Source organism: Nocardioides islandensis, assembly GCF_015352455.1.
Lineage (GTDB): Bacteria > Actinomycetota > Actinomycetes > Propionibacteriales > Nocardioidaceae > Nocardioides > Nocardioides islandensis.
On the sequence record NZ_JADKPN010000002.1, the window covers coordinates 73,954 to 95,288 of the forward strand.

General features: G+C 70.2%; 19 protein-coding genes. 4 read left to right on the top strand and 15 right to left on the bottom strand.

Annotated features, from left to right (window positions below; translation table 11 throughout):
- Nucleotides 1–76: 76 nt before the first annotated feature.
- The gene (locus ISU07_RS05835; RefSeq protein ID WP_194705850.1) at nt 77–832 is read right to left on the bottom strand and encodes an ATP-binding cassette domain-containing protein; all 756 of its coding nucleotides are present in this window, start codon (nt 830–832) and stop codon (nt 77–79) included.
- Nucleotides 829–1,968, bottom strand: coding sequence for an ABC transporter permease (locus tag ISU07_RS05840; RefSeq protein WP_323742451.1), 1,140 nt, complete (start codon nt 1,966–1,968; stop codon nt 829–831). The genes ISU07_RS05835 and ISU07_RS05840 overlap by 4 nt, the downstream gene beginning before the upstream one ends.
- A gap of 197 nt (nt 1,969–2,165) precedes the next feature.
- Between ISU07_RS05840 and heR the strand changes: the two genes are divergently transcribed.
- The gene (gene heR, locus ISU07_RS05845) at nt 2,166–2,942 is read left to right on the top strand and encodes a heliorhodopsin HeR (RefSeq protein ID WP_194705851.1); all 777 of its coding nucleotides are present in this window, start codon (nt 2,166–2,168) and stop codon (nt 2,940–2,942) included.
- Between the two features lie 78 nt (nt 2,943–3,020).
- Here the strand turns inward: heR and ISU07_RS05850 are convergent, their stop codons facing one another.
- The 6 genes from ISU07_RS05850 to ISU07_RS05875 all read right to left on the bottom strand — a co-directional run bounded on the left by ISU07_RS05850 (nt 3,021) and on the right by ISU07_RS05875 (nt 9,884).
- Nucleotides 3,021–3,431, bottom strand: coding sequence for a hypothetical protein (locus tag ISU07_RS05850; protein ID WP_194705852.1), 411 nt, complete (start codon nt 3,429–3,431; stop codon nt 3,021–3,023).
- A 155-nt stretch (nt 3,432–3,586) separates the two neighbouring features.
- Complete coding sequence (locus ISU07_RS05855) at nt 3,587–4,237, bottom strand: response regulator transcription factor (protein WP_194705853.1); 651 nt, start codon at nt 4,235–4,237, stop codon at nt 3,587–3,589.
- Nucleotides 4,234–5,706, bottom strand: a complete 1,473-nt coding sequence (locus tag ISU07_RS05860) for a sensor histidine kinase (protein ID WP_194705854.1) — start codon at nt 5,704–5,706, stop codon at nt 4,234–4,236. The genes ISU07_RS05855 and ISU07_RS05860 overlap by 4 nt, the downstream gene beginning before the upstream one ends.
- Before the next feature lie 4 nt (nt 5,707–5,710).
- The gene (locus ISU07_RS05865) at nt 5,711–7,198 is read right to left on the bottom strand and encodes a TRAP transporter substrate-binding protein (protein WP_194705855.1); all 1,488 of its coding nucleotides are present in this window, start codon (nt 7,196–7,198) and stop codon (nt 5,711–5,713) included.
- Complete coding sequence (locus tag ISU07_RS05870; protein ID WP_194705856.1) at nt 7,195–8,784, bottom strand: sensor histidine kinase; 1,590 nt, start codon at nt 8,782–8,784, stop codon at nt 7,195–7,197. The genes ISU07_RS05865 and ISU07_RS05870 overlap by 4 nt, the downstream gene beginning before the upstream one ends.
- Nucleotides 8,785–8,816: 32 nt before the next feature.
- Nucleotides 8,817–9,884: a TolB family protein gene (locus ISU07_RS05875; protein ID WP_194705857.1), complete on the bottom strand. Its 1,068-nt coding sequence runs from the start codon at nt 9,882–9,884 to the stop codon at nt 8,817–8,819.
- A gap of 550 nt (nt 9,885–10,434) precedes the next feature.
- Here ISU07_RS05875 and ISU07_RS05880 point away from each other — a divergent pair.
- From ISU07_RS05880 to ISU07_RS05890, 3 genes are read left to right on the top strand one after another with little or no spacing between them, the layout of a single operon-like run.
- Nucleotides 10,435–10,917: an alpha/beta hydrolase gene (locus ISU07_RS05880; protein ID WP_228521376.1), complete on the top strand. Its 483-nt coding sequence runs from the start codon at nt 10,435–10,437 to the stop codon at nt 10,915–10,917.
- Between the two features lie 52 nt (nt 10,918–10,969).
- A complete protein-coding gene (locus tag ISU07_RS05885; protein ID WP_194705859.1) occupies nt 10,970–11,371 on the top strand; it encodes a hypothetical protein in 402 nt (133 codons plus the stop codon).
- Nucleotides 11,346–11,603, top strand: coding sequence for a hypothetical protein (locus ISU07_RS05890; RefSeq protein WP_194705860.1), 258 nt, complete (start codon nt 11,346–11,348; stop codon nt 11,601–11,603). Before ISU07_RS05885 ends, ISU07_RS05890 begins: the two co-directional genes overlap by 26 nt.
- A 390-nt stretch (nt 11,604–11,993) precedes the next feature.
- On the opposite strand, the gene ISU07_RS05895 is transcribed toward ISU07_RS05890, so the two are convergent.
- From ISU07_RS05895 to ISU07_RS05925, 7 genes are all read right to left on the bottom strand, one after another.
- Nucleotides 11,994–12,575, bottom strand: a complete 582-nt coding sequence (locus tag ISU07_RS05895) for a hypothetical protein (RefSeq protein WP_194705861.1) — start codon at nt 12,573–12,575, stop codon at nt 11,994–11,996.
- Nucleotides 12,576–12,871: 296 nt separating this feature from the next.
- A complete protein-coding gene (locus ISU07_RS05900; RefSeq protein WP_194705862.1) occupies nt 12,872–14,017 on the bottom strand; it encodes a cytochrome P450 in 1,146 nt (381 codons plus the stop codon).
- An 11-nt stretch (nt 14,018–14,028) separates the two neighbouring features.
- Nucleotides 14,029–14,436, bottom strand: coding sequence for a CBS domain-containing protein (locus tag ISU07_RS05905; RefSeq protein ID WP_194705863.1), 408 nt, complete (start codon nt 14,434–14,436; stop codon nt 14,029–14,031).
- Between the two features lie 83 nt (nt 14,437–14,519).
- Nucleotides 14,520–15,248, bottom strand: a complete 729-nt coding sequence (gene narI / locus ISU07_RS05910; protein ID WP_194706122.1) for a respiratory nitrate reductase subunit gamma — start codon at nt 15,246–15,248, stop codon at nt 14,520–14,522.
- A 2-nt stretch (nt 15,249–15,250) separates the two neighbouring features.
- On the bottom strand, nt 15,251–15,961 hold the full coding sequence (gene narJ, locus ISU07_RS05915; protein ID WP_194705864.1) for a nitrate reductase molybdenum cofactor assembly chaperone: 711 nt from the start codon (nt 15,959–15,961) through the stop codon (nt 15,251–15,253).
- Nucleotides 15,962–15,972: 11 nt separating this feature from the next.
- Nucleotides 15,973–17,646, bottom strand: coding sequence for a nitrate reductase subunit beta (gene narH, locus ISU07_RS05920; RefSeq protein ID WP_194705865.1), 1,674 nt, complete (start codon nt 17,644–17,646; stop codon nt 15,973–15,975).
- Entirely contained in the window at nt 17,646–21,317 is a 3,672-nt protein-coding gene (locus ISU07_RS05925) for a nitrate reductase subunit alpha (RefSeq protein ID WP_194706123.1), read from the bottom strand. The genes narH and ISU07_RS05925 overlap by 1 nt, the downstream gene beginning before the upstream one ends.
- Between the last annotated feature and the right edge of the window lie 18 nt (nt 21,318–21,335).

Below are 21,335 nucleotides of genomic sequence, written 5' to 3' on the forward strand. Positions count from 1 at the left end.
TCCGAAGACAGGCGTGTCTCGCCAAGCCGTCCCGCAGCGCGGTTCGGCGAGGTGGAGCGGGTCGAGTCGTGTGCGGTCAGCTCTCACCCCCCACGATCAGCGAGACCAACCGCGACCTGTTCTCAGGGCGTGGCACCTCTTCACCCACGACACGACCTCGTCGCATGACCACGGCCCGGTCCGCGATCTCCATGACGTGGTCCATGGCGTGGGAGATGACGATCACGGCGCAACCCTCGGAGCGCAGCCGCAGGATGAGGTCGAGCACCTGGCGCGACTCCCGCAGCCCCAGAGCGGCGGTCGGCTCGTCGAGGATCACGATGCGGGAGGCGAACGCGGCCGAGCGCGCGACCGCCACCGCCTGGCGCTGGCCGCCGGACATCATGCCGACGCTGGACGCGCGGTCCGGCAGCGAGATCTGCAGCCGGCGCAGGCGCTCGGCGGAGGCCCGGTTCATCTCGCTACGACGCATCCAGCGCATACCACGAGGCAGCCACGCCGGAACGGCCTGTTCGCGGCCCGCGAAGAGGTTCGCGGTGGCGTCGAGGTTGTCGAAGAGCGCGAGGTCTTGGTAGACGGTCTCGATACCGGCGGCCCGTGCCACCGCCGGGCTGGACATGGACACCTCCTCGCCCTCCACCTCGATGAGGCCGGCGTCGAGTCGGTGGACGCCGCTGATGCAGTTGATCAGCGTCGACTTGCCCGCACCGTTGTCCCCGAGCACGGCCAGCACCTCACCGTGCTGGGCCACGACGTCCACCTCGTCCAGGGCCAGGACCGCCCCGAAGCGCTTCGTCGCGCCGCGGACCGCGAGCGCCGGGGCGTCGCTCATGACGCAGCCGCCTGCAGCACCCGGAACCTGCTCTCCAGACGACCGCGCAGCACGTCGCTCTCGACCGCGATGACGATGACGACGCCGATGACGATGAGCTGCAGGTAGGCCTCGATGTTGAGGAGGTTCATGCCGTTGCGGATCACGCCGATCATGAACGCGCCGACCAGCGCATGCCCGACGTGTCCGCGGCCACCGAGGAAGCTGGCGCCGCCGATCACGACCGCGGCGATCGCGTCGAGCTCAGCGAGGTCGCCGAAGGTGGGCGACCCGGCGTTGAGCCGGCCCGACGTCACGATGGCCGCGACTCCCGCCAGCAGACCGCTGCACACGTAGACCGAGATGAGCACCGCGGAGCGCGGGATGCCGAGGCGTCGCGCGCCGTCGGGGTTGCCACCCACGGCGTAGATCCAGCGACCCCAGACGATCCGCGTGAGGAAGACCGTGGTCACGACGGCCACGCCGGCGACCAGGAACGTCGAGTTCGGCAGCCACGCGGCCAGCCACGTCGCGCTGTCGCCGCCGATGGTGCTCACCACGTCCGGCATCCCGCGGATGGGCTGGCCACCCGAGATGCCCAGGGCGAGGCCGCGGGCGATGCTCAGCGTCGCCAGCGTGATGATGAAGGGATGCGGCAACCGGCCGTAGACGAGCACCAGCCCGTTGACGGCCCCGACAGCCGCGCCCGTGCCGAGCATCGCCAGCACCGTGAGCGCGCCACCGTCCGAGGAACCGAAGACGGTGGCCCCCACCACCGCCGACAGGGCGAGGCTCGACCCGACCGAGAGGTCGATGCCCCTGGTCAGGATCACCAGGAGCTGACCGATCGCGAGGATCGCGATGACCGCGGTCTGGGCGAGGACGTTCCCGAGGTTCTGGGTGGTGGCGAAGACCGGCGACAGGTTCGCCATGATCACCACCAGCACCCCGAGGATCAGCACCGGCCCGAGCCGGAGCAGCACCAGCAGGGCGCCAAGGGCCTTCAGCCTGAGCAGGCCCTCGTCCGCGCGGTCAGGGTCCTGGATCCGCATGGCCTCGACTTCCTGGGCGAGGTCCGACCCGTGCCCGGACGGCGACTGCGTCTCTTCGACGGCTCCGCGGTGGCGGTGGTGGTGCATCGCCTCGATGTCAGGCACAGGGGGTCCCTCCTCTCGTGGCCGCGACTCTAAACGCCGAGACATCGGATGTCTAGCCTTGATTTCGATGATCCGTGCCCATAAATGCGCGAGTTGAGGCAAATAGATCGGATCAAGATGCCTGACAGCCGGCTCAACCGCTCCACCCAGGTGGCCGACCTGGGTGGTGGTCTGGGCGGCCCCGGCAGGATGGGACCATGTCCGACCCGCAGCCGAGCGCCACCGGTGTCACCGCCGGCAACCTGCGTACCCTGCGCGGCTGGAACCTCGCCCTCGCGCTGCTCCATCTCGGGCAGGCGGCGGCGATCCTCGCCCTGGCAACGGACTTCGCCGTCACGGTGACCCGGTCGCTGCCACTCGGCCCTCCGGGCACGCCTCCGGGGATGCCCGAGGAGCTGTTCGACCTCTCGGTCGGTCCCGCGGTCGCGGTGTTCCTCGCGCTCGCGGCCCTCGACCACCTGGCCACCGCGACGGTCTTCCGACGTGCCTACGACGACGACCTGCGCGCCGGCATCAACCGGTTCCGTTGGGTCGAGTACTCCTTCAGCGCGACGCTGATGGTGGTGCTCATCGCGCTGTACACGGGGATCGACGGGGTCTCTGCATTGATCGGGATCGCCGGCGCCAACGTCGCCATGATCCTGTTCGGCTGGTTGCAGGAGGCCGCCAACCCTCCGGGTCGTCGTACCGTGACGATGAGACCGTTCTGGTTCGGGTGCATCGCAGGGGCGGCGCCCTGGCTGTCGATCGGCTACAACCTGGTGGCTGCCGAGGAGGTCCCGGGTTTCGTGGTCGGCATCTTCGTGTCGCTGTTCGTGTTCTTCAACAGCTTCGCCGTCAACCAGTGGCTGCAGTACCGGCAGGTCGGCCCGTGGCGCAGCTACGCCTTCGGCGAGAAGGTCTACCTCGTGCTCAGCCTCGTGGCGAAGTCCGCTCTCGCGTGGCAGATCTTCGCCGGCTCCCTGGCGTCGTAGCGAGCACTCACCGTCCCGCACAGGACCGGAGCACTCATCACACGGACCACGTCGCGGCCTGGTCGTTCCGCGGCGCCCTCACCTGCCCGTACGACGGCCCTGGTCCAGGGACTCCCACTGCCTGGCGTACCAGCGGTGGAACTTGCGGGGGTTGCGGCCCTCGAGCTCGTCCAGCACCGCAGCCCGCACCCGGACGTAACCCACCAGGTGCCTAAGGTTGGCCGGCATGAAGAGCAGGCGCCCGGTCTCGTCCCAGACATCCACGAGCTCCTCCCAGCCGAGCTCGTGAACGACGCGCGCAGCGACGGCTGAGGTGAACGACGGGTGCCGGGCCAGGGCCAGGACGCGGTCGCGCGACGTCACCTCACCTCCACGCTGCTGAGGTTGGCCGGACGTCTCGCCGTGGGTCTGCCACCAGACTCCGGATCCGGTGGACGCCGCCAGACCGGGCCAGAATGCCGACCACGTCACCGACCAGCGAGGCGTCATGGTGATCATCCCCTTCGACACGCCTTCGGTTACGGCCAGCATCTCGGGACGTCGCACTCCTCCCCAGGGGACTCGGTCCCTCCCCGGCGGGACCTTGGGCACGGGCGGCTGCGCCGCTGACAGCCGGCGTCGGTTCTACCAGCGCGAGCTGCGCCCTAAGTGGCTGCGCGAAGGTGCGTGAGGACGGCGAGCACTCGGCGGTTGGCCGTGGTGTCCTGGGGGAGGTTCAGCTTGGTGAGCAGCTGCGCGACATGTACCTCGACCGTGCGCTCGCTGAGGACCAGTCGCTGGGCGATGCCGGCATTGCTCAGCCCCTCGGCAACCAGGCCGAGCACCTCCCGCTCGCGCGCCGTCAGGCGGGCAAGCGGCTCACTGCGACGTTTGCGGTCCAGCACTGCGGCCACCACGGCCGGGTCCACGACGAGCTCGCCGCCGACCACGCGGCGCACGCCGTCCACCAGGGTCGACTCGTCGAGGACGCGGTCCTTCAGCAGGTAGCCGATGTGCGAGTGCTGCTCCAACAGACCCATCACCAGCTCGGGATCGACCACGTGCGAGAGCACGAGGACGGCGGTGCCCGGATGGTGCAGGCGGATCAGCGCGGCGCCTTCGAGGCCCTCCGTGGTGTGAGTGGGTGGCATTCGGACGTCGACGACGGCGGCGTCCGGGGCGAGCTGTTCGACGGCGGCGAGGAGCCCGGCGAGGTCCTGGGTCTCGGCCACGACGTCGAGTCCACCGGCGCGCAGGATGTGCACGATGCCGGAGCGGGTGACCAGCTCGTCCTCGGCGACGACGACCGTGGTCATCGCGCCTCCTCCCGGGGCAGCCGCCCTTCGTGCCGCCACCCGGCCCCGACGCGCTGCGACACCAGCGAACCACCCAGGGCACGGAAGCGGTCCGATCCGCTCGGCGGTGTCGACCCGCCCTCCTCCGTGGTGACCGCGAGCCGCCAGCACCCCGGTCCCTCGGTCAGACGCACCGTGACCGGTGCGGTGGCAGAGCGCAGGGTCTCCTCGACGAGGCGGTACGCCGCGTGGGCGGACGCCGTGTCCAGGGCGGCGGGAACCACCCCGGCGTCCAGCGGCACCGGGCTGCGGTCGGCCAGGCCGGCGAAGGCGTGCGCCAGGCCCCCGGTCTCGAGCTCGGGGGGGCTGATGCCGTGGGCGAGGTCGCGCAGCTGGTCGAGCACCGCCTTGATGACACCGGCCGCACGTGCGCGAACGTCGTCCCCCAGGCCTTGTTCGGCACGGACGGCGAGACCGAGGTTCAGCACGTGGCGCTGGGCGCCGTCGTGCAGGTCCTGCTCGAGCCGGCGCCGGCCTTCCTCGGCCAGGGAGACCAGGCGCGCCGCCGAGGCCCGCAGCTGGTCCGCGCGCAGGGTGGCCTCGGCGGCGAGCCGGTTGTTCTCCAGGGCCAGACGGGCTGGTCCGCGAAGCGCGCGCGCCACGGCCACCGGCCCAACGCCGGACAGCTGTCCGCGCAGCTCGGCCACGACTCCCGTCGGCCCACTCACCTCGATGACGGTCTCGTCCGGCGCGCTCGCTGGCAGCCGGCGACCCGATCGGTCGATCACCAGGCCTTCGCCCACCGGGTAGCCGAGGACGACCGGCCTGCCGCCGAAGGCCCGGGCCAGCAGGTCTTCCGGGTCCTCCGCCGTCGCCAGGGCTGCCACCGCGTCGGTCAGGCGGGCCGCGGCCGACTCGGCACGGGCGAGCTCGGCGGCGAGCAGGACCACGGCCACGCTCCCGGCCAGCACGCCACCGGCGAGGGTCCCGGTCACCAGCGACCAGCTCGCGAACCCGGCCGTCGCGAGACCGCCGAGGGTCCGCGGCCACGGGCCACGGGAGGCGAGCACCAGGCCACCGACGAGCGCGACGCCCCCGACGAGCGTGACCGCGTCGGCCAGGCCGGGGTGCGGGGAGACGACCAGCGGGTTCGGGTCGCACAGCCGCAGGCAGCCGGGGTCGTGGAAGGGGTCGTCCAGCGCCTGTCGCACCGGGCCGGCCAGGACGGCTCCGGCGGCAGCAGCCAGAACCCCCGGCCTGCGGCCATGGACCACCAGGCCGACGAGCACCAGGACCAGCGGGAGGCCGGCCGTGGCCACCGAGCGCGCGGTCGGGCCGGCGGCCAAGGTGCGGCCGTCGACGACGACGACCAGGACCGCCCCGGCCGCCACCGCCGCGCCGGAGCGCATCCGTGAGACCGCGGTGCCCGCCGCCGCCACCGCACCCGTGACCGTGAGTGCGGTGGCGACCAGCAGGGCCAGGGTGATCACGGGTCTAGGGGCTCGCGATCAGCTCGAGGGGGTGGGCGAGGAAGCCGGTGGTGGGCGGGTACGTCGCGAGCCACTCCGGCGTCGGTGTCCACGTCATCTGGTCGCCCTCGCGGTGGAAGACGACCTCCCAGTGCCCGTCGCAGTCACCGACGCTGGTGTCCTCGAACAGCGACATGCGGTCACCGGCCACGGCGAACGTGCCGCCGCAGGACCGGCCGCGCGGTTCGACGTACGAGTAGCTGCCGTCCCCGGCGAACGTGAACGTCCACACGCCCTGGTTGTTGGCGACGTCCTGCGGAGAGGCTCCGGCGGCGGCGAAGTCCTCCGGCGAGACCAGCAGCCGCCACTGGCCGGCCACCACGGACTGGTCTCCCTCCGGCCGGACGGAGGGCAGGTCGTCCGCCGGCAGCATGGAGCAGGGGGACGGCACGTCTGTCGACGGTTCTGCGCGCACGATCTCCTCGATGCGGTCCAGGGCCGCGGCCGTGACCGGGTCCCCTGCCGCGAGGTCCCTCACCACCGGCTCGACGGCGCGTCGCCACGCGGCCAGCTCAGCGGCATCGGCCACCGCGACGTCCCCGAAGTGCTGCTCGCAGAAGTCGCGCGCCGCGCCCGCCAGCGCCACCGTCTGGGTCGTCGACCAGTCGCGGGTCGCCGTGGCGGCCTCGCGCACGGCGTCCTGCTGGCCGGCGGTGAGCCCATGCCACCAGTCGGGGTTCACGATGACGACGTTGGCCTTCGCGGAGAGCTGCACGTTGGCGGTGATGGTCGAGACATGGGCGTGAGACTCTCCCTGGGGGCCCGACGGCCGGTCGACCGAGGTCTCGGCGCCGGCGACGTCCCCCCGGCTGATGGCGTTCGCGGCGTCGTCGCCGTTGCGGGGATCAGCGATGGCGCCCAGCACCGCGAACGCCATCGCGGAGGCCTTGCTGGGCCGGACCAGCACGCGCTTCCCGTCGAGGTTCGTCGGCGTCAGGGGCCCACGGAAGCCCAGCGGCTGACGCATCTGGTCGTAGGCCAGGGCCAGGCCCACGACTCCGGCCCGCTCCAGCCCGCCGAGCATGCGGTCGGTGACCGGGTCGGCCAGGAAGGTCGCGACCTGACCGGGGGACTCGAAGACGAGGGGGGCGTTGAGGGCCTGGAGACTGGTGGCACCCTCGAGGTCGAAGGTGCGGGACGCGACGATCCCCAGGTCGGCGTCGCCGTCTCGGACCATCCCGATGACGTCGGAGGAGCCGTCCTGGGCGCCGGCATCGACGGGTGGTCCCTCCTCGATGCTGATCGCGCCACCGGAGGCCTCGGCCAGGTCCGTGCCGAGCTGCGCCAGGGTCTCCCCGGTGAGGCTGTTGGTCGTGTAGGCGACCGCGACCACGTCGAGCGGACGTGCCGATCCCCCGTCCTTGGCAGGTGGAGGTGGGGCCGTTCCGCAGGCGGTCAGCGCCAGCAGGGAGACGGCACCGAGAGCCGCGGACAAGGGTGGGTGGACCTTCATGGTGACGCCTCCTCGGTCGGTGACGTCGACGCTAGGGACGGGGCGCGGTGGGCCGCATCGGCGCCAGCACCCGCTTCGTCTAGGTGGTGACGCGTGCCCGGGACGCGCACCTCGACGCGGGTCCCTGGGCGCAGGTCCGCCACGTCCACGGACCCTCCGACGGCGGCGATGCGGTCGCGCACCCCCACCAGGCCCCGGGCGGTGGCGCGTCCCGGCCCCGGGCCGTCGTCGGCCACGACCAGGACGACCCAGGGGTCGTCCGACGCGAGCGTGACCTGCCGCCGGGCCGAGGGTGCGTGCTTGACCGTGTTGGCCAAGGCCTCCGAGCAGGCGAACCACAGCGCCCTCCCACCTGTCGGACCCGGCCGGCAGCCCGCGTCGACCCGGACCTCGGCGCCCTCCTGCTGCGCCAGGACGCGCAGCGCCTCGGCGACCGACGCGTACCCGTCCAACGGGTCCAGCCCGGACGCCACCCGCGTGAGGTCGTCCTCCGTCTCCCGAACCCGACGCAGGAGGGCGTCCGGCGCTCGTCCGCCGGCCAGGTCGGCGCGCAGCCGCACGAGGGCTGCGAGGGGCCCTTGGCGCAGCCGGGTCACCAGCTCCGTTCGCTCGTCGTCCTCGACCCGCACCAGGCGAGTGCGCAGCAGCTCAAGCTCGGTCACCCGCTCGTGGACCACCCGCCGCGTGACCAGGTTCTGCGCGGCGAGCCTGAGGCCCTCGTCGACGGTCGCGCGCAGCGCCGGCGGCACGGGTCGACGGGCGACCACGACGGCGAGGTCGTCGAGCTCGGCCGGTGCTGCCGGTCGGCCGTCGAGCCGCACCCAGGCGTCCGGCGCCACCCGCACCACCGCGTGGGCTGCGGGATCGCCGGTCACCTCGGCCAGGAGGTCGTCGAGCGACATGAGCGCGTCAGGTCCCACGTCGAGCGCGGTCGCCCGCCGCAGCCACGGCCCCACTCGCACCAGCGCCACCGAGGCGGTCGCGAGGAGCCCGCCGTACGCCGCGAACAGCCACGCCTCCGAGCTCGTGCCCACCAGCGCACGAACGGTGGGCACTCCGGCCAGTGCCATGGCCGTGGCCACGACAGCCACGAGGTACGTGCGGCCGGGGCGGGTGGCCCACCATCGACGAACATCGGGAACGACGACCGCGAGCACGAGAACCACGCCGGCGGCCGGGACAGCGAGCTCGTACCCGCCCGTGAACGCCGACAGGGATGCCGCGGCCGAGACCGCCAGGGCCACCCTGTGCACACGGCGCACGACACGCCCCTCCGGTGCGACCAGGACCGCCGCCACGACGGCCGTCACGTGGACCAGGGACCCGTAGGCGAGCACCCTTCCCAGCGCGTCGACGTCGGGGGCCAGGTCCGGCAGGAACCACGCGACCGCGGCCAGGACGAGCAGCGTGCCGGTGGGCCGCGTCTGCCGGAGGGCCGAGAGCTGGGAGCCCGACACGAGCAGCACGAGCCCGGTAGCCAGGTTGACGACATCAGGCTCGCGCTGGTGCAGGAGCGCAGGTACCCCCGTCGCCACCACCGCCACGAGCGCGCCCGCAGCCGGGACGGCTGCGGGCGGCACGGGCATGAGCGGATTGTGGACCCGCGCGGGTCGGCCAGTCACTCGAGCGGAGCGGTGCCCCAGTCCACCTGGTGCTCTTCGAGCCGGACGTCGGACACCCACTCTTGCCCACTCCCGTCGGGGTGGATCACCTGCAGGCCCGTGGCTCCGCCCGTGGAGTCGTAGGAACCGTGGGAGAACAAGATCGTCGTCCCGTCCGGGGACCACACGGGGTCGTAGCTGGAGCTGATGAACAGAGGCTGCTGCTTGCCGTTCCCGTTGAAGTACCCGATGCCCGTGAAGAGGTCGGTGGTCAAGGCGTGCGACCCGCTGCCGTCGGCACCGATCACCATCACACTGGCGAAGTTGCCCAGGTGGGTCCCGTTGGTCTCGAAGGTCAGCTGCGTCCCGTCCGGGGACCAGTCGGCGTCTCCGGTGGTCGTGCCCCACGGCGTGAGCCGGCGGGGGTGGCCGCCGTCGATGTCGGCGACGTACAGGGCCGAGACCTCGCCGGCGTACTTGTGCGGGGTGTCCTTGCCGCCGCGGTAGTAGGTGTAGGCCACGTGCCTGCCGTCCGGCGAGATCCGCGGGGCCTCCAACCAGCGGGCCCGAGGATCGTCGGTCGGGAGAGCGAGGATCCGCCGCATCCCGGTGCCGTCGGGACGGACGAGGTAGATGCCGGCGCTGTGCGGGTAGTCGGCCCCGTCGGAGGCGAAGGCCAGCAGCGAGGCGTCGGGGGCCCAGCTCGGCTCGTCTGAGTACCCGCCGATGTGGGTGACCTGGGTGATCTGCGTGCCGTCGGGCCGCATCACGTAGATCTCCTTCAGGTCGCCGTTCGCCTCGGGCGCGATGCGGGTGCTCTCGAAGGCGAGGCGCGTCCCGTCCGGTGACCAGGTCGCCCAGCCGTTGTCGAAGCCGCCGCTCGTCACTTGGTGCTGGTGGGTCAGATCGGGGTTCGCCGTCCAGACCTGCCAGTGGAAGTTGTCGTCCGGCCGCATGAAGCTGATCCGGCCGTTGCTGCCGGGCGGCGTCGCGAGAGCCGGGGCGACCATCGGGGTGCTCAACGTGGCGGCGGCCACGAGACCGACGATGGCGAGGCGACGGGTCGTACGTCGGGTGCTGGTCATGACGACCAGGCTGATCGCTGACGCTCTCCTCCACATCGGTGTCAACGCGTATCCGTCCCTCGGCGGCACCGGCGACGTGGTGCTCGACCTGCGCCGTCCTCCACGGGAAGGCACTCGTCCACGTGGCGTCGCCCTGGACATCGCGAGGTGAGCCGGCGACCAGCGAGCCTGTCACCAGGCGAGGGTTGTCCCGTCGCGGAAGAAGCCTCCAGTGGTTCGTCGGCCAGCGTGCCCTGCCTGCCTGACTTTCCCCACCCTGTCCCGGTGGGTCGGGTCAACAGATGAGGACGCCTCCTGGTGATCCTGAACGCCGAGACGGGCGACTGCGCTCGCCTGCTTGCCGTTGGATCGCATGGTGCGCGCAATGACCAGGACCATTGGGACGATCCCCTTCGTGCGCTTCGCCCGGACCACTGGCGACGACGAGGAGACCGCCTTCCAGAAGCCGGCCTTGAGTCACAGCCCTTGGGCTAAGCCCTCCACACCCGAGATTCGCAGCCCCATCCCCGGTTCTCGGACACCGGCACGGCCGAGTGGTGGGGAAACGCAGTTGCGCCGGGCGCCGATCGCCGAGGGCGGCGGCTTCGCCTGGTTCGCCAACCGCGGCATCGGCCGCCCGGTCGCCGAGTCCCTCGCCGAGACCATGGCCTGGTTCCGCACCTGGCTCGACGGCGTCGCACCCACCGGGCGCGCCGTGATGCTCGTCGGGTTCAGCGGAGGGGCCGCCTTCGCCGGCGGCCTCGTCCTCGACGACCCCGGCCGGTACGCCGGCGCCGCCATCCTCTACGGCACCCTGCCGTTCGATGCCGGCGTACCGGTCGAGGCCGGACGTCTCGCCCGCCTGCCCGTCTTCGTCGCTCAGGGCGACGCCGACCAGGTCATTCCCGCCGAGCTGCTTGCCCGGACGTGGGACTACCTGCTCGGCGAATCCGCCGCTCCCGCCACCGCCCATCGCGACGCCGGCGGACACCGGCTCACTCCGGCCGCAGCGAGCGGGCTGCACGACTGGCTCGCCAACCGCTGCACTTCCTGAGCCAGCGCAACGCCCCGCCGCCGGCCTACGCACCGACATCGCGTGGCGCACCGTGGCCGCGGGACGGTTGCCGGACCGCATCGCCCCGCACCACACTCTCTCTTGGGACATTCCGCGACAGCAGCTCAGCGACACTGCATCCGCGAGCCTGCAGCAGCGGCAGCTGCTCGCCCTTGCCCGACAACAGCTGCCGGGAGTCAGCGTGGCCGAGTCACGCATCGCAGTGACCGGTACGCAGGCGTTCACCCTTGACGACGAGCCCGGCGAAGGCGACGACGCCTTCCTCGTGCCGTCGGTCGGGGAGTTCGCGCGCCTGCACTCGTGGGCCGGCACCCGCCTCTCTCCCGGCTTCGTGATGGTGTGCGGACCCCGCGACGACGCCGAGCCAATACCTGCGCAACAAGGCGCTGTCCTCGATGCGCTCGGCGATGCTGGCCTTCGACGGTCTCGATGACGACGGGCGGGTCACCCGTCTGCTGCTGAACCTGCAGCACGCTTTCGAGATGCTGCTGAAGATCGCCCTGGTGCAGGACCGGCAGGCGGTGTTCGACAAGAAGAGCGGCAAGTCCATCGGCTTCGACACGTGCGTCAACCTCGCTCAGCCCAAAGCGATCTCGCTCTCGCCATGGGAACGAGGCACCCTGCGCACGATCGACGCGATGCGCGACGAGGAGCAGCACTGGTAGACGGTGGTCGACGAAGGGCTCCTCTTCCTGTACACACGCGCCGCAGTCACGCCGTTGGACGACCTGGTGCATCGAGTGTTCCGCGAGAGACTGGGGGGACCCCAGGCCGTTGCGCGTCCTGCCGATCGGAACCGAGCCGCCCCAGGACTTCCAGACCTTCGTCGACCGCGAGTACTCCAACATCGCGGAACTGCTCAAGCCGGGTCGCCGCGCCCGGGCTGAGGCCGACGCGCGCGTTCGGGCACTCTCTCTGAGGTGACTGGGAAATGATCTCTCGTCGCTGGTCATCAGCCCTCCTATCGTCTCCACCAGGGTCGCGCTGAAGGCGTCCGGCGATAGCCGTCGAGCCGAGCGCAGGCAATTGCGTGGGTCGGCTTCGCCGTCTGGACATCATGAAGATGTGTCCCTCTGCTGGGGGACGGCGGCCTCGGCACCCCTGCGTTTGGCCGGGCTATCGGGGCTGTCGCGCTTGCGCACTGGGTCGTGGAGCGACGTCGAGCGGTCGTACAGCGGTTCTGTGCGCGCACCTATGTCGGCGCGCCGAATCAGGCTCGAATCGAGGTCGTGTGCATCCGCGATGGTCCTTTCGAGGATCCGTGTGCCGGTATCTATCTGGCCGGCTTCGAAGGACCATTTGGCTGCCGCCATGCCTTGTACCAGTGAGTCGTTGATTTCTATCGCCTCGCGGTGGAGTAGTGCGGCGGCTTCAAGTCGCCGATGCTCCTCGTGTGCCCGGCGTTCCCTGTCTGTCGCGTGCCCGAGGAGCACGCCCAACAGCAGGAGCGGCAGCACCCGGGACGCCCATCCGGTCGTGGTGAGGTGAACGCTCTGGGTCATCGCCCACAGCACGGTGAGGCCGACGGCGAGCAGCCCCGCGACCGTGCCGGCCCTCAGGCCAAATGTGGTGGCGACCAGGGCGATCGGCAAGGCGTAGAGCATCGAGTACGCGTCGACTGGCGAGCCCAAGAACATGCGCAGACCGAGCACTCCAGCGAACAAGATCCCTGCGACGGCCAGCGCAAGGGGTGGGTGTCGTCGGAACCAGGGGTCCCGCGGCGCGACCGCTGCCGCTGGCATCAATGGGGCACTCATAGCCCACAGGGTGCGTGATCTGGAGGCTCTCGTCTCGGGCCAAAGGTCCTCACTCGAACTGCCGGACGGCACCGGACCTTTCACGCAGCTAGCGCAGCTTCTGGGCGGCACGAGGACTCGTGCCAGAATTCTCAGGCTCGAGGCGCTGCCGACACTTGCCTGGGTGTCCCGCGCTGTCAGCGAAGAACGATCGGGACGCGCGCCCAACCGCCCACCGGCGGTGTCTCCCGGATCGCCGGGCGGTCTGGGGCGGGGTCGATCCAGTTGGTTCTGCCCATGAGCTCTTCGAGCATCACGCGGAGTTCCATGAGCGTCAGCGCCCGGCCGGGACAGACGTGGGGTCCGATGCCGAAGACCAGGTTCGCGTCGGCATTACTGTCGGGGTCGTAACGGTCGGGGTCGCCGAAGACGAGCGGGTCCCGGTTGGCTGCGGTCCAGTTCAGTAGCAACCCTTCGCCCTTCGCTATCTGTTCGCCGCCCAGGTTGACGACTCGGGTGGCGACCCGGCGGTTGGACACGAAGGGGTCGTCGATGCGCAGGATCTCCTCTGTGGCTGCTGCGAGGGCCGTGCGATCACCTGTCTCGACGAGCGCCCGCACCTCTCGCTGGATGTCCGGTTTGGTCGCAAGGAAGTGGACGATGACGCCGACCGAGGTGGCCAGTGATCCGAGGTCGCCAGCGGTCCAGTTCCGCAGGATGGAGACGATCTCCTCGGTGGTCAGTGGTCGACCTTCCACGGTGTCGTTGAGCAGTTCGTTGGTGACGTCGGTGGTCGGTGTGTTGCGCCTGGTCTCGAGCAGTGCGCGGATCATCTGGTCGAACCGTTCGGCGACCTCGGCCGTCCTCTGGCGGTCTCCGGACCTCGTGGCGGCGTGGTTGTCGCGGATCCACGCGACCAGTTCTTCCTCGAGGTCAGCGGGCCATCCGAGCCAGGTGGATTGCGAGCGCACCGCGTACGGCGTCCCGATGTGGGCGATGGTCTTCACGGTCACCCCGCGCGGAAGGGCGTCGACGATGGCGGCTGCGTGCGCGCGACATCGCGGCTCTTCCCGCGCCACTCGCTCGTCGGTGAGGTACCGGTCGACCACGGCGCGGTAGGTGGCGTGCTGGGTGCCATCGAGGCTGTTGGGGATGGCTCTACGGGCACTGACGTTGCTGGAGAACGCCGCTGCGTCTGTCGCGGCTGCGACCACCTCGGCGTGTCTGAGCGCCACCCATCTGTCGTCCTCGCGGGCTACGGCACATCGGGCGCGCAGGGCGTCGTAGGTCGATCTCTGGTCCTTCCAGTTGTGGTCACTGTCGATCTCGGCGGGGTCTCCCATGCTCGTCCGTCTCAGTCCGCGGGGCGCCGTGACCAGGCGCGTGATGCGACGTCCTCGTCTGAGCAGAACCCCGTCCGGCTGCGCTTGAGGCACATCAGCCCGAGCAGAGCGCCGTCATGGTCGACCACGGCCAGGCGCCGCAGGCCACGTGCGATGAGGAGTTCTTGCACGGCGTCGGCAGACGTGGACGGCGGCACGGTTCGGTTCCGGAGTGTCGACCACGGCAGTGCGGGGTCACTCCCCTGGTCACTCCCGTGACCACTCCCCTGAATCGGGTGCGGCAGGTCGGTGCGCACCAGGGTGCCAACCAGCGTGCTGCCCTCGGTCAGCAGGACCATGTGGATGTGGTCGTTGGTGAGGGCGGCGCGTGCCTCCTCGAGGGTGGTCCGGGCATCGAGGACCTTCGGATGGCGGAGCATGACGTCGCCTGCACGGGTGTCCGGACCGGCGGGTGCCTGCTGGTCGATGACGTGTTCGGCCGGGGAGGCTGATGCCGCGCCGTTCATTGGGAGATGCGGTCCCAGCCGCGTCGGGGCCGGTGGCTACCGAGCTGGTCGTCCCGGCTGCGGTAGACGATGTAGGGCCGCGTGAGGTATCCCAGTGGTGCGCTGAAGACGTGCACGAGGCGAGTGAACGGCCACAGCGCGAAGAGCCCGAACGCCACCAGTGCGTGCAGTTGGAAGCCCCACGGCGCGTTGGCCATCAGGGAGGCATCGGGGTTGAAGGCGAGGAACGACCGGTACCAGACCGAGACGCCCTCGCGGTAGTTGTACTCCCCGCCGATGGTCATGATCGAGCCGGCGATGGTGTTCCACATCCCTAGCAGGATCACCACGGCCAGGAAGGCGTACATGACCTTGTCCATCACAGTGGTTGCGGAGAAGACCGGGCCGACGGTGCGGCGCCGGTAGATCAGGATGACCATGCCGACCACGGCCATGATGCCGGCCAGCAGGCCGCCCGTGACGGCCACCACGTGGTAGGCCTCGTGGCTGATGCCCATCGTGTCGGTCCATGATTGTGGGACCAGCAGACCCACGATGTGGCCGCCGACGACGCCGAGCATGCCGAAGTGGAACAGGGGGCTGCCGATCCGTAGGAGCCGATTCTCGTAGAGCTGGGAGGAGCGGGTGGTCCAGCCGAACTTGTCATAGCGGTAGCGCCAGAAATGGCCGACGACAAAGGTGGCGAGGCAGAGGTAGGGGACGATCACCCACAAGAAGGTGTCCACGGTCAACGGGCTCCCATCGAGTGGGAAGGGAACGACGGCATCGGAAGCGGGATCGGGGAGTCGGGGGCGGCCGGGCCGGGGTCGAAGCCGGGGGTGGCGTACGGCGTGAGGCCGACCTCCTCCTCCGGGGGACCCTCGGCGGCAAGCCGGCGGACCGCCTCGACCTCGTCGCCGCGCAGTGGTGGCAGCGTCGCGGTCACGGTTTCGACAACGCCGGCCCATGGTGAGCCGAGGTCGCGCAGCGACATTCGCAGCAGCTCCAGCCCGGCTCGGTGGTCGAGCATCAGCTGCCGCCCGGTGGTCTGGTCGCCGGTAGCGGCGAACTCCAGCACCACGCACAGGTGGTCGGGCAGCTCCTCGTCGATCACCTCGAAGCCGGCGGCGAGGTAGGCCTGCTTGAACCGGAGCAGCGCCATCCCGCGCTTGCGGGTGTCGCCGTGGGCGAAGTAGGTGAGGAACAGGTTCGAGCGCCGCCGGGTGTCGAAGGTCTCGACGTACTCTGCCTGCAGCTCGGCCAAGGGCGTGCGCTCCAGGTGGTCGGCGAACCCGCGGAGCGGGTCACCGAGCCGGTCGGGCAGCGCCCGGGAGGCCGAGCGGACCAGCTCCACGTGGTCGAGCAGGTCCTCGGAGGGGTAGTCGAGGAGCAGGGAGGCGGCCTGCCAGACGATCGTGAGCTGCTCGGCGTCGAGGCCCGCCCGCCGGCGGGACCTCATTGTCGCGCCCCTCACTGCTCGTCACCTCGGCCGTGGTGCTGGTCGGCGTCCTTGGGGGGGAACATCCCGGGGGGAGCGCCCTTGCCGTCCCAGTTGAGCAGGTTCACCCGTGCCGCCTTGTCGTTGGGCGAGGCGATGGTGTCGGAGGTCTGCCGGTCCTGGAGCATCCGGAAGTTCTCGACCGCGAGCGGGGTCTGGCTGCCGGAGCCTTCGCCGAAGATCTCGGGGTTGCCGCCGCCGTACTCCGAGACGGAGCACTCTGTGGCGATCTCCTCGAGCGAGTGCGCCTGCTCGGCGTGGGCGGGCGGGATGACGTAGCGCTCGTCGTACTTGGCGATCGCGAGCAGGCGGTACATGTCGTACATCTCCTCTTCGCTCATGCCGACCGCGGCGGGGATGGAGGCGTCCGGGTCGCGGCCCAAGTTGATGTCGCGCATGTAGGAGCGCATCGCGGCGAGCTTCTTGAGCACCCCGTCGACCGGGACCGTGTCACCCGCGGTGAACAGCTCCGCGAGGTACTCGACCGGGATTCGCAGCGCGTCGATCGCCGCGAACAGGTTGCCGGTGTCCTCGGCGTCCTCACCGGTCTCGCGCACCACGTCGATGACCGGTGACAGCGGCGGGATGTACCAGACCATCGGCATCGTGCGGTACTCCGGGTGCAGTGGCAGCGCGACCTTGAAGACGTTGATCAGCGCGTGGATCGGCGAGCGCTGCGCGGCGTCGATCCAGTCCCGGGGGATGCCGTCGCGCTCGGCGGCGCGGACGACCTCGGGGTCGTGAGGGTCCATCAAGACCGAGCGCTGGGCCTCGTAGAGGTCGTGCTCGTCGGGCACGGACGCTGCTTCCAGCACCCGGTCGGCGTCGTAGAGCACCAGGCCGATGTAGCGCAGCCGACCGACGCAGGTCTCCGCGCAGACGGTCGGCAGCCCGACCTCGATCCGCGGGAAGCAGAAAGTGCACTTCTCGGCCTTGCCGGTCTTGTGGTTGAAGTAGACCTTCTTGTACGGACAGCCGGACACGCACATCCGCCAGCCTCGGCAGCGGTCCTGGTCGACGAGCACGATGCCGTCCTCGGCGCGCTTGTAGATCGCCCCGGACGGGCACGACGCGGCGCAGGACGGGTTCAGGCAGTGCTCGCAGATCCGCGGCAGGTAGAACATGAAGGTCTGCTCGAACTCGAACTTCACCTTGTCAGCGATCTTCGCCAGCATCGGGTCGTGCTTCTCGGTCGCTGCCGACCCGCCGAGGTTGTCATCCCAGTTCGAGGACCAGGAGATCTTCATGTCCTTGCCGGAGATCAGCGACTTGGGCCGCGCGACCGGCGTGTGCTCCTGCGCCGGAGCGTCGGTGAGCGTGGCGTAGTCGTAGGTCCAGGGCTCGTAGTAGTCCTTGATCGAGGGAAGCTTGGGATTGGAGAAGATCGTCGCGAGCTTGCGCCACCGGCCGCCCGCCTTGAGGGAGAGTCGACCGCGCTTGTTGAGCGTCCAGCCGCCCTTCCACTCCTCCTGGTCCTCGTAGCGCCGCGGGTAGCCCTGGCCGGGCCGGGTCTCCACGTTGTTGAACCAGACGTACTCCGTGCCGGTGCGGTTGGTCCACGCCTGCTTGCAGGTCACCGAGCAGGTGTGGCAGCCGATGCATTTGTCGAGGTTCATCACCATCGCCATCTGGGCCATGACCTTCATCAGTAGGTCACCTCCTGCGAACGCTTGCGGATGACGGTGACCTCGTCGCGCTGGTTGCCGGTGGGGCCGAGGTAGTTGAACGCGAAGGACAGCTGGGCGTAGCCGCCGATCAGGTGGCTGGGCTTGACCAGGATCCGGGTCAGCGAGTTGTGGATGCCGCCGCGTTTGCCCGAGGTCTCGGCGATGGGGACGTCGATCAGCCGGTCCTGGGCGTGGTGCATGTAGACCGTGCCCTCGGGCATCCGGTGCGACACGATCGCGCGCGCCACCACGACGCCGTTGCGGTTGACCGCCTCGATCCAGTCGTTGTCCTCGACGCCGACCTTGGCGGCGTCCTTGTCGCTCATCCAGATCGTCTGCCCGCCCCGCGAGAGCGACAGCATGAAGAGGTTGTCCTGGTACTCCGAGTGGATCGACCACTTGTTGTGCGGCGTCAGGTAGCGCACGGTCACCCCCAGCTCCCCCACGTCGCCGACATCCGGCTCGCTAAAGAGCGCGCCCATGTTGAGCGGCGGCCGGTAGACCGGCAGCCCCTCCCCAAGCTCGGTCATCCAGTCGTGGTCGAGGTAGAAGTGCTGCCGCCCGGTCAGCGTGTGCCACGGCTTGAGCCGCTCCACGTTGATGGTGAACGGTGAGTAGCGCCGGCCGCCGGTCTCGGACCCCGACCACTCCGGGGAGGTGATCACCGGCACCGGCGCAGCCTGGGTGTCGGCGAAGGTGATCTGCTTGCCCTCGTGCTCGGCGGCCAGGTCGTGCAGCAGCCGACCGGTGCGCTTCTCGAGCGTCTTGAAGCCCTGGGTCGCAAGGTGGCCGTTGGTGGTGCCGGACAGGGCCAGGATCGCCTCGCAGGCATGCACGTCGCGCTTCAGCGACGGGCGGCCGTCGGCCGGGCCGCCGCGCACGGCCCCGTTCTTGGCGCGCAGGTAGTCGATGGACGCGGTGACGTCGTACGTCACCCCCTTGGTGGTGGTGCCGAGAGTGTCGAGCAGCGGCCCGAGCGCCTGCATCTGCGCGCCGACGGCGGCGTAGTCGCGCTCGACCTCGACGATCTTGGGCATGGTCACCCCGGGAACCGGTTCGCACTCGCCGTGCTTCCAGTCCCGGACCACGCCGTGCGGGTTGGCCATCGCGTCGGGAGTGTCGTGCAGCAGCGGCACCGCCACGACGTCGTGGCGGGTGCCGAGGTGGGTCGTGGCGAGCTCGCTGAACTTCGCCGCGATCGTCTGGAAGGCGTCCCAGTCGGTGCGGGTCTGCCACGGCGGCGCGATCGCGGGGTTGAACGAATGCACGAACGGGTGCATGTCGGTGGTGTTGAGGTCGTGCTTCTCGTACCAGGTGGCGGCAGGCAGCACGACGTCAGAGAAGATCGTGGTGCTGGTCTGGCGGAAGTCGAGGGTGAGCAGCAGGTCGAGCTTCCCCTCGGGCGCCTCCTCGTGCCAGTCGACCTCCTGGGGCCGCTGGCTCTCGGACGCCTCCGTCGCGCGCAGCGAGCTGTCCGTGCCGAGCAGGTGCTTGAGGAAGTACTCGTTGCCCTTGCCGGAGGAGCCGAGCAGGTTGGCCCGCCAGATCGCGAGCACCCGCGGGAAGTTCTCCGGCGCGTCGGGATCCTCGGCGGCGAACCGCAGGTCGCCGGACTTAAGCTGGTCGACGACGTGCTCGGCGACCGAACGACCGGCGGCCCGGGCCTCGTCGGCGAGGTCCAGCGGGTTCCGGTTGAAGGTCGGGTACGACGGCATCCAGCCCATCCGTGCGCTCTTCGCGATCACGTCGGCGGTGCTCATCCCGGCCAGCTTGCCGGTGCCGGTCGCCGCCGAGACCGTGTCCGCGCCGAATGTGTCGTAGCGGAACTGGTTGGTGTGGAGGTACCAGTACGCCGTGTGGATCATCTGCCGCGGCGGCCGCTTCCAGTCGAGGCCGAAGGCGAGCTGCGCCCACCCGGTGACCGGTCGGCACTTCTCCTGGCCGACGTAGTGAGCCCAGCCGCCCCCGTTGACGCCCTGGCAGCCGGTCATCGTGGTCAGCCCGAGGAAGCCGCGATAGATCGTGTCGGAGTGGAACCAGTGGTTGGTGCCGGCGCCCATCAGGATCATCGAGCGACCCTTGGACTCCTCGGCGTTGGCCGCGAACTCGCGGGCGATCCGGGCCGCAGCCGAGGCGGGGACGCTGGTGATCGTCTCCTGCCAGGCGGGAGTATACGGCGCGGTGGCGTCGTCGTACGACGTGGCGTAGCTGCCGCCGAGGCCGTCGCGCGCGACACCGTACTGCGCCAGCATCAGGTCGAAGACGGTGGTGACGAGGGTCTCCCCCACCCGGCGCACCGGCACCCCTCGGGTCAGGGAGCCCGGGGCGCCGTCGACGTTGTCGAAGCGGGGCAGCTCGACGAGCATCGTCTCGGCGCCGGGCCCGAGCAGGGTCAGCCGCGGGTCGATGTCGCCGAGGTCGAGGTTCCAGCGGCCTGTGCCGGCCTCGCCGAAGCGGTCGCCCAGGGACCCGTTCGGCACGACCAGGTCGTCGGTGCGGGCATCGACCAGGACCGTCTTGAAGTGGGCGTTCTCCTCACCCGCGTGGTCGGGCAGGTCCGCGGCCGTGAGGAACTTCCCGGGCCGGTGGGCGCCGCCGGCCACGGCCTCGAGGGCTACCAGGTAGGGCAGGTCGGTGTACTTCTTGGTGTAGTCGGCGAAGTAGGGGGTCTGCTTGTCGACGAAGAACTCCTTGAGCACGACGTGGCCCATGGCCATCGCCAGCGCCCCGTCGGTGCCGGGCTTGATCGCCAGCCACTCATCGGCGAACTTCACGTTGTCGGCGTAGTCGGGCGAGACCACGACCACCTTCTGGCCGCGGTAGCGCGCCTCGGTCATCCAGTGCGCATCGGGCGTGCGGGTGACCGGCACGTTCGAGCCCCACATGACCAGGTAGCCGGCATCCCACCAGTCGCCGGACTCCGGTACGTCGGTCTGGTCGCCGAACACCTGCGGTGACGCGACCGGCAGGTCGGCGTACCAGTCGTAGAAGCTCAGCATCGAGCCGCCGATCAGCGAGGTGAAGCGCGCACCGGAGGCGTGCGAGACCATCGACATCGCGGGGATCGGCGAGAACCCGGCGACGCGGTCCGGGCCCCACTTCCTGATCGTGTGCACGTAGGCCGCGGCGACCATCTCGGTTGCCTCCTCCCACGTCGCTCGGACCAGCCCCCCCTTGCCCCGCGCGGACTTGTAGGCGCGCGCCCGCAGCGGGTTGTCCACGATGTGCGCCCACGCGGCGACCGGGTCACCGTGCTGGGACTTGGCCTCGCGGTACATCTGCAGCAGCACGCCGCGCACGTAGGGATAACGGATCCGCGTGGGCGAGTAGGTGTACCAGGAGAACGCCGCCCCGCGGGGACAGCCGCGTGGCTCGTACTCCGGCTTGTCCGGACCCACCGAGGGGTAGTCGGTCTGCTGGGTCTCCCAGGTGATGATCCCGTCCTTGACGTAGACCTTCCACGAGCAGGAGCCTGTGCAATTGACTCCGTGCGTGGAGCGCACCACCTTGTCGTGGCTCCACCGATCCCGGTAGAAGTCGTCGGCCTGCCGACCACCCTTCATGCTCAGCGTCCGCAGGTCGTCGGAGACCGTGCCCTTGGTGAAGAAGCGTCTGGTGCGCACCAGTGCGTCGCTGAGCCCTCCGTCCAGCCCGACCTCGCGCTGCGT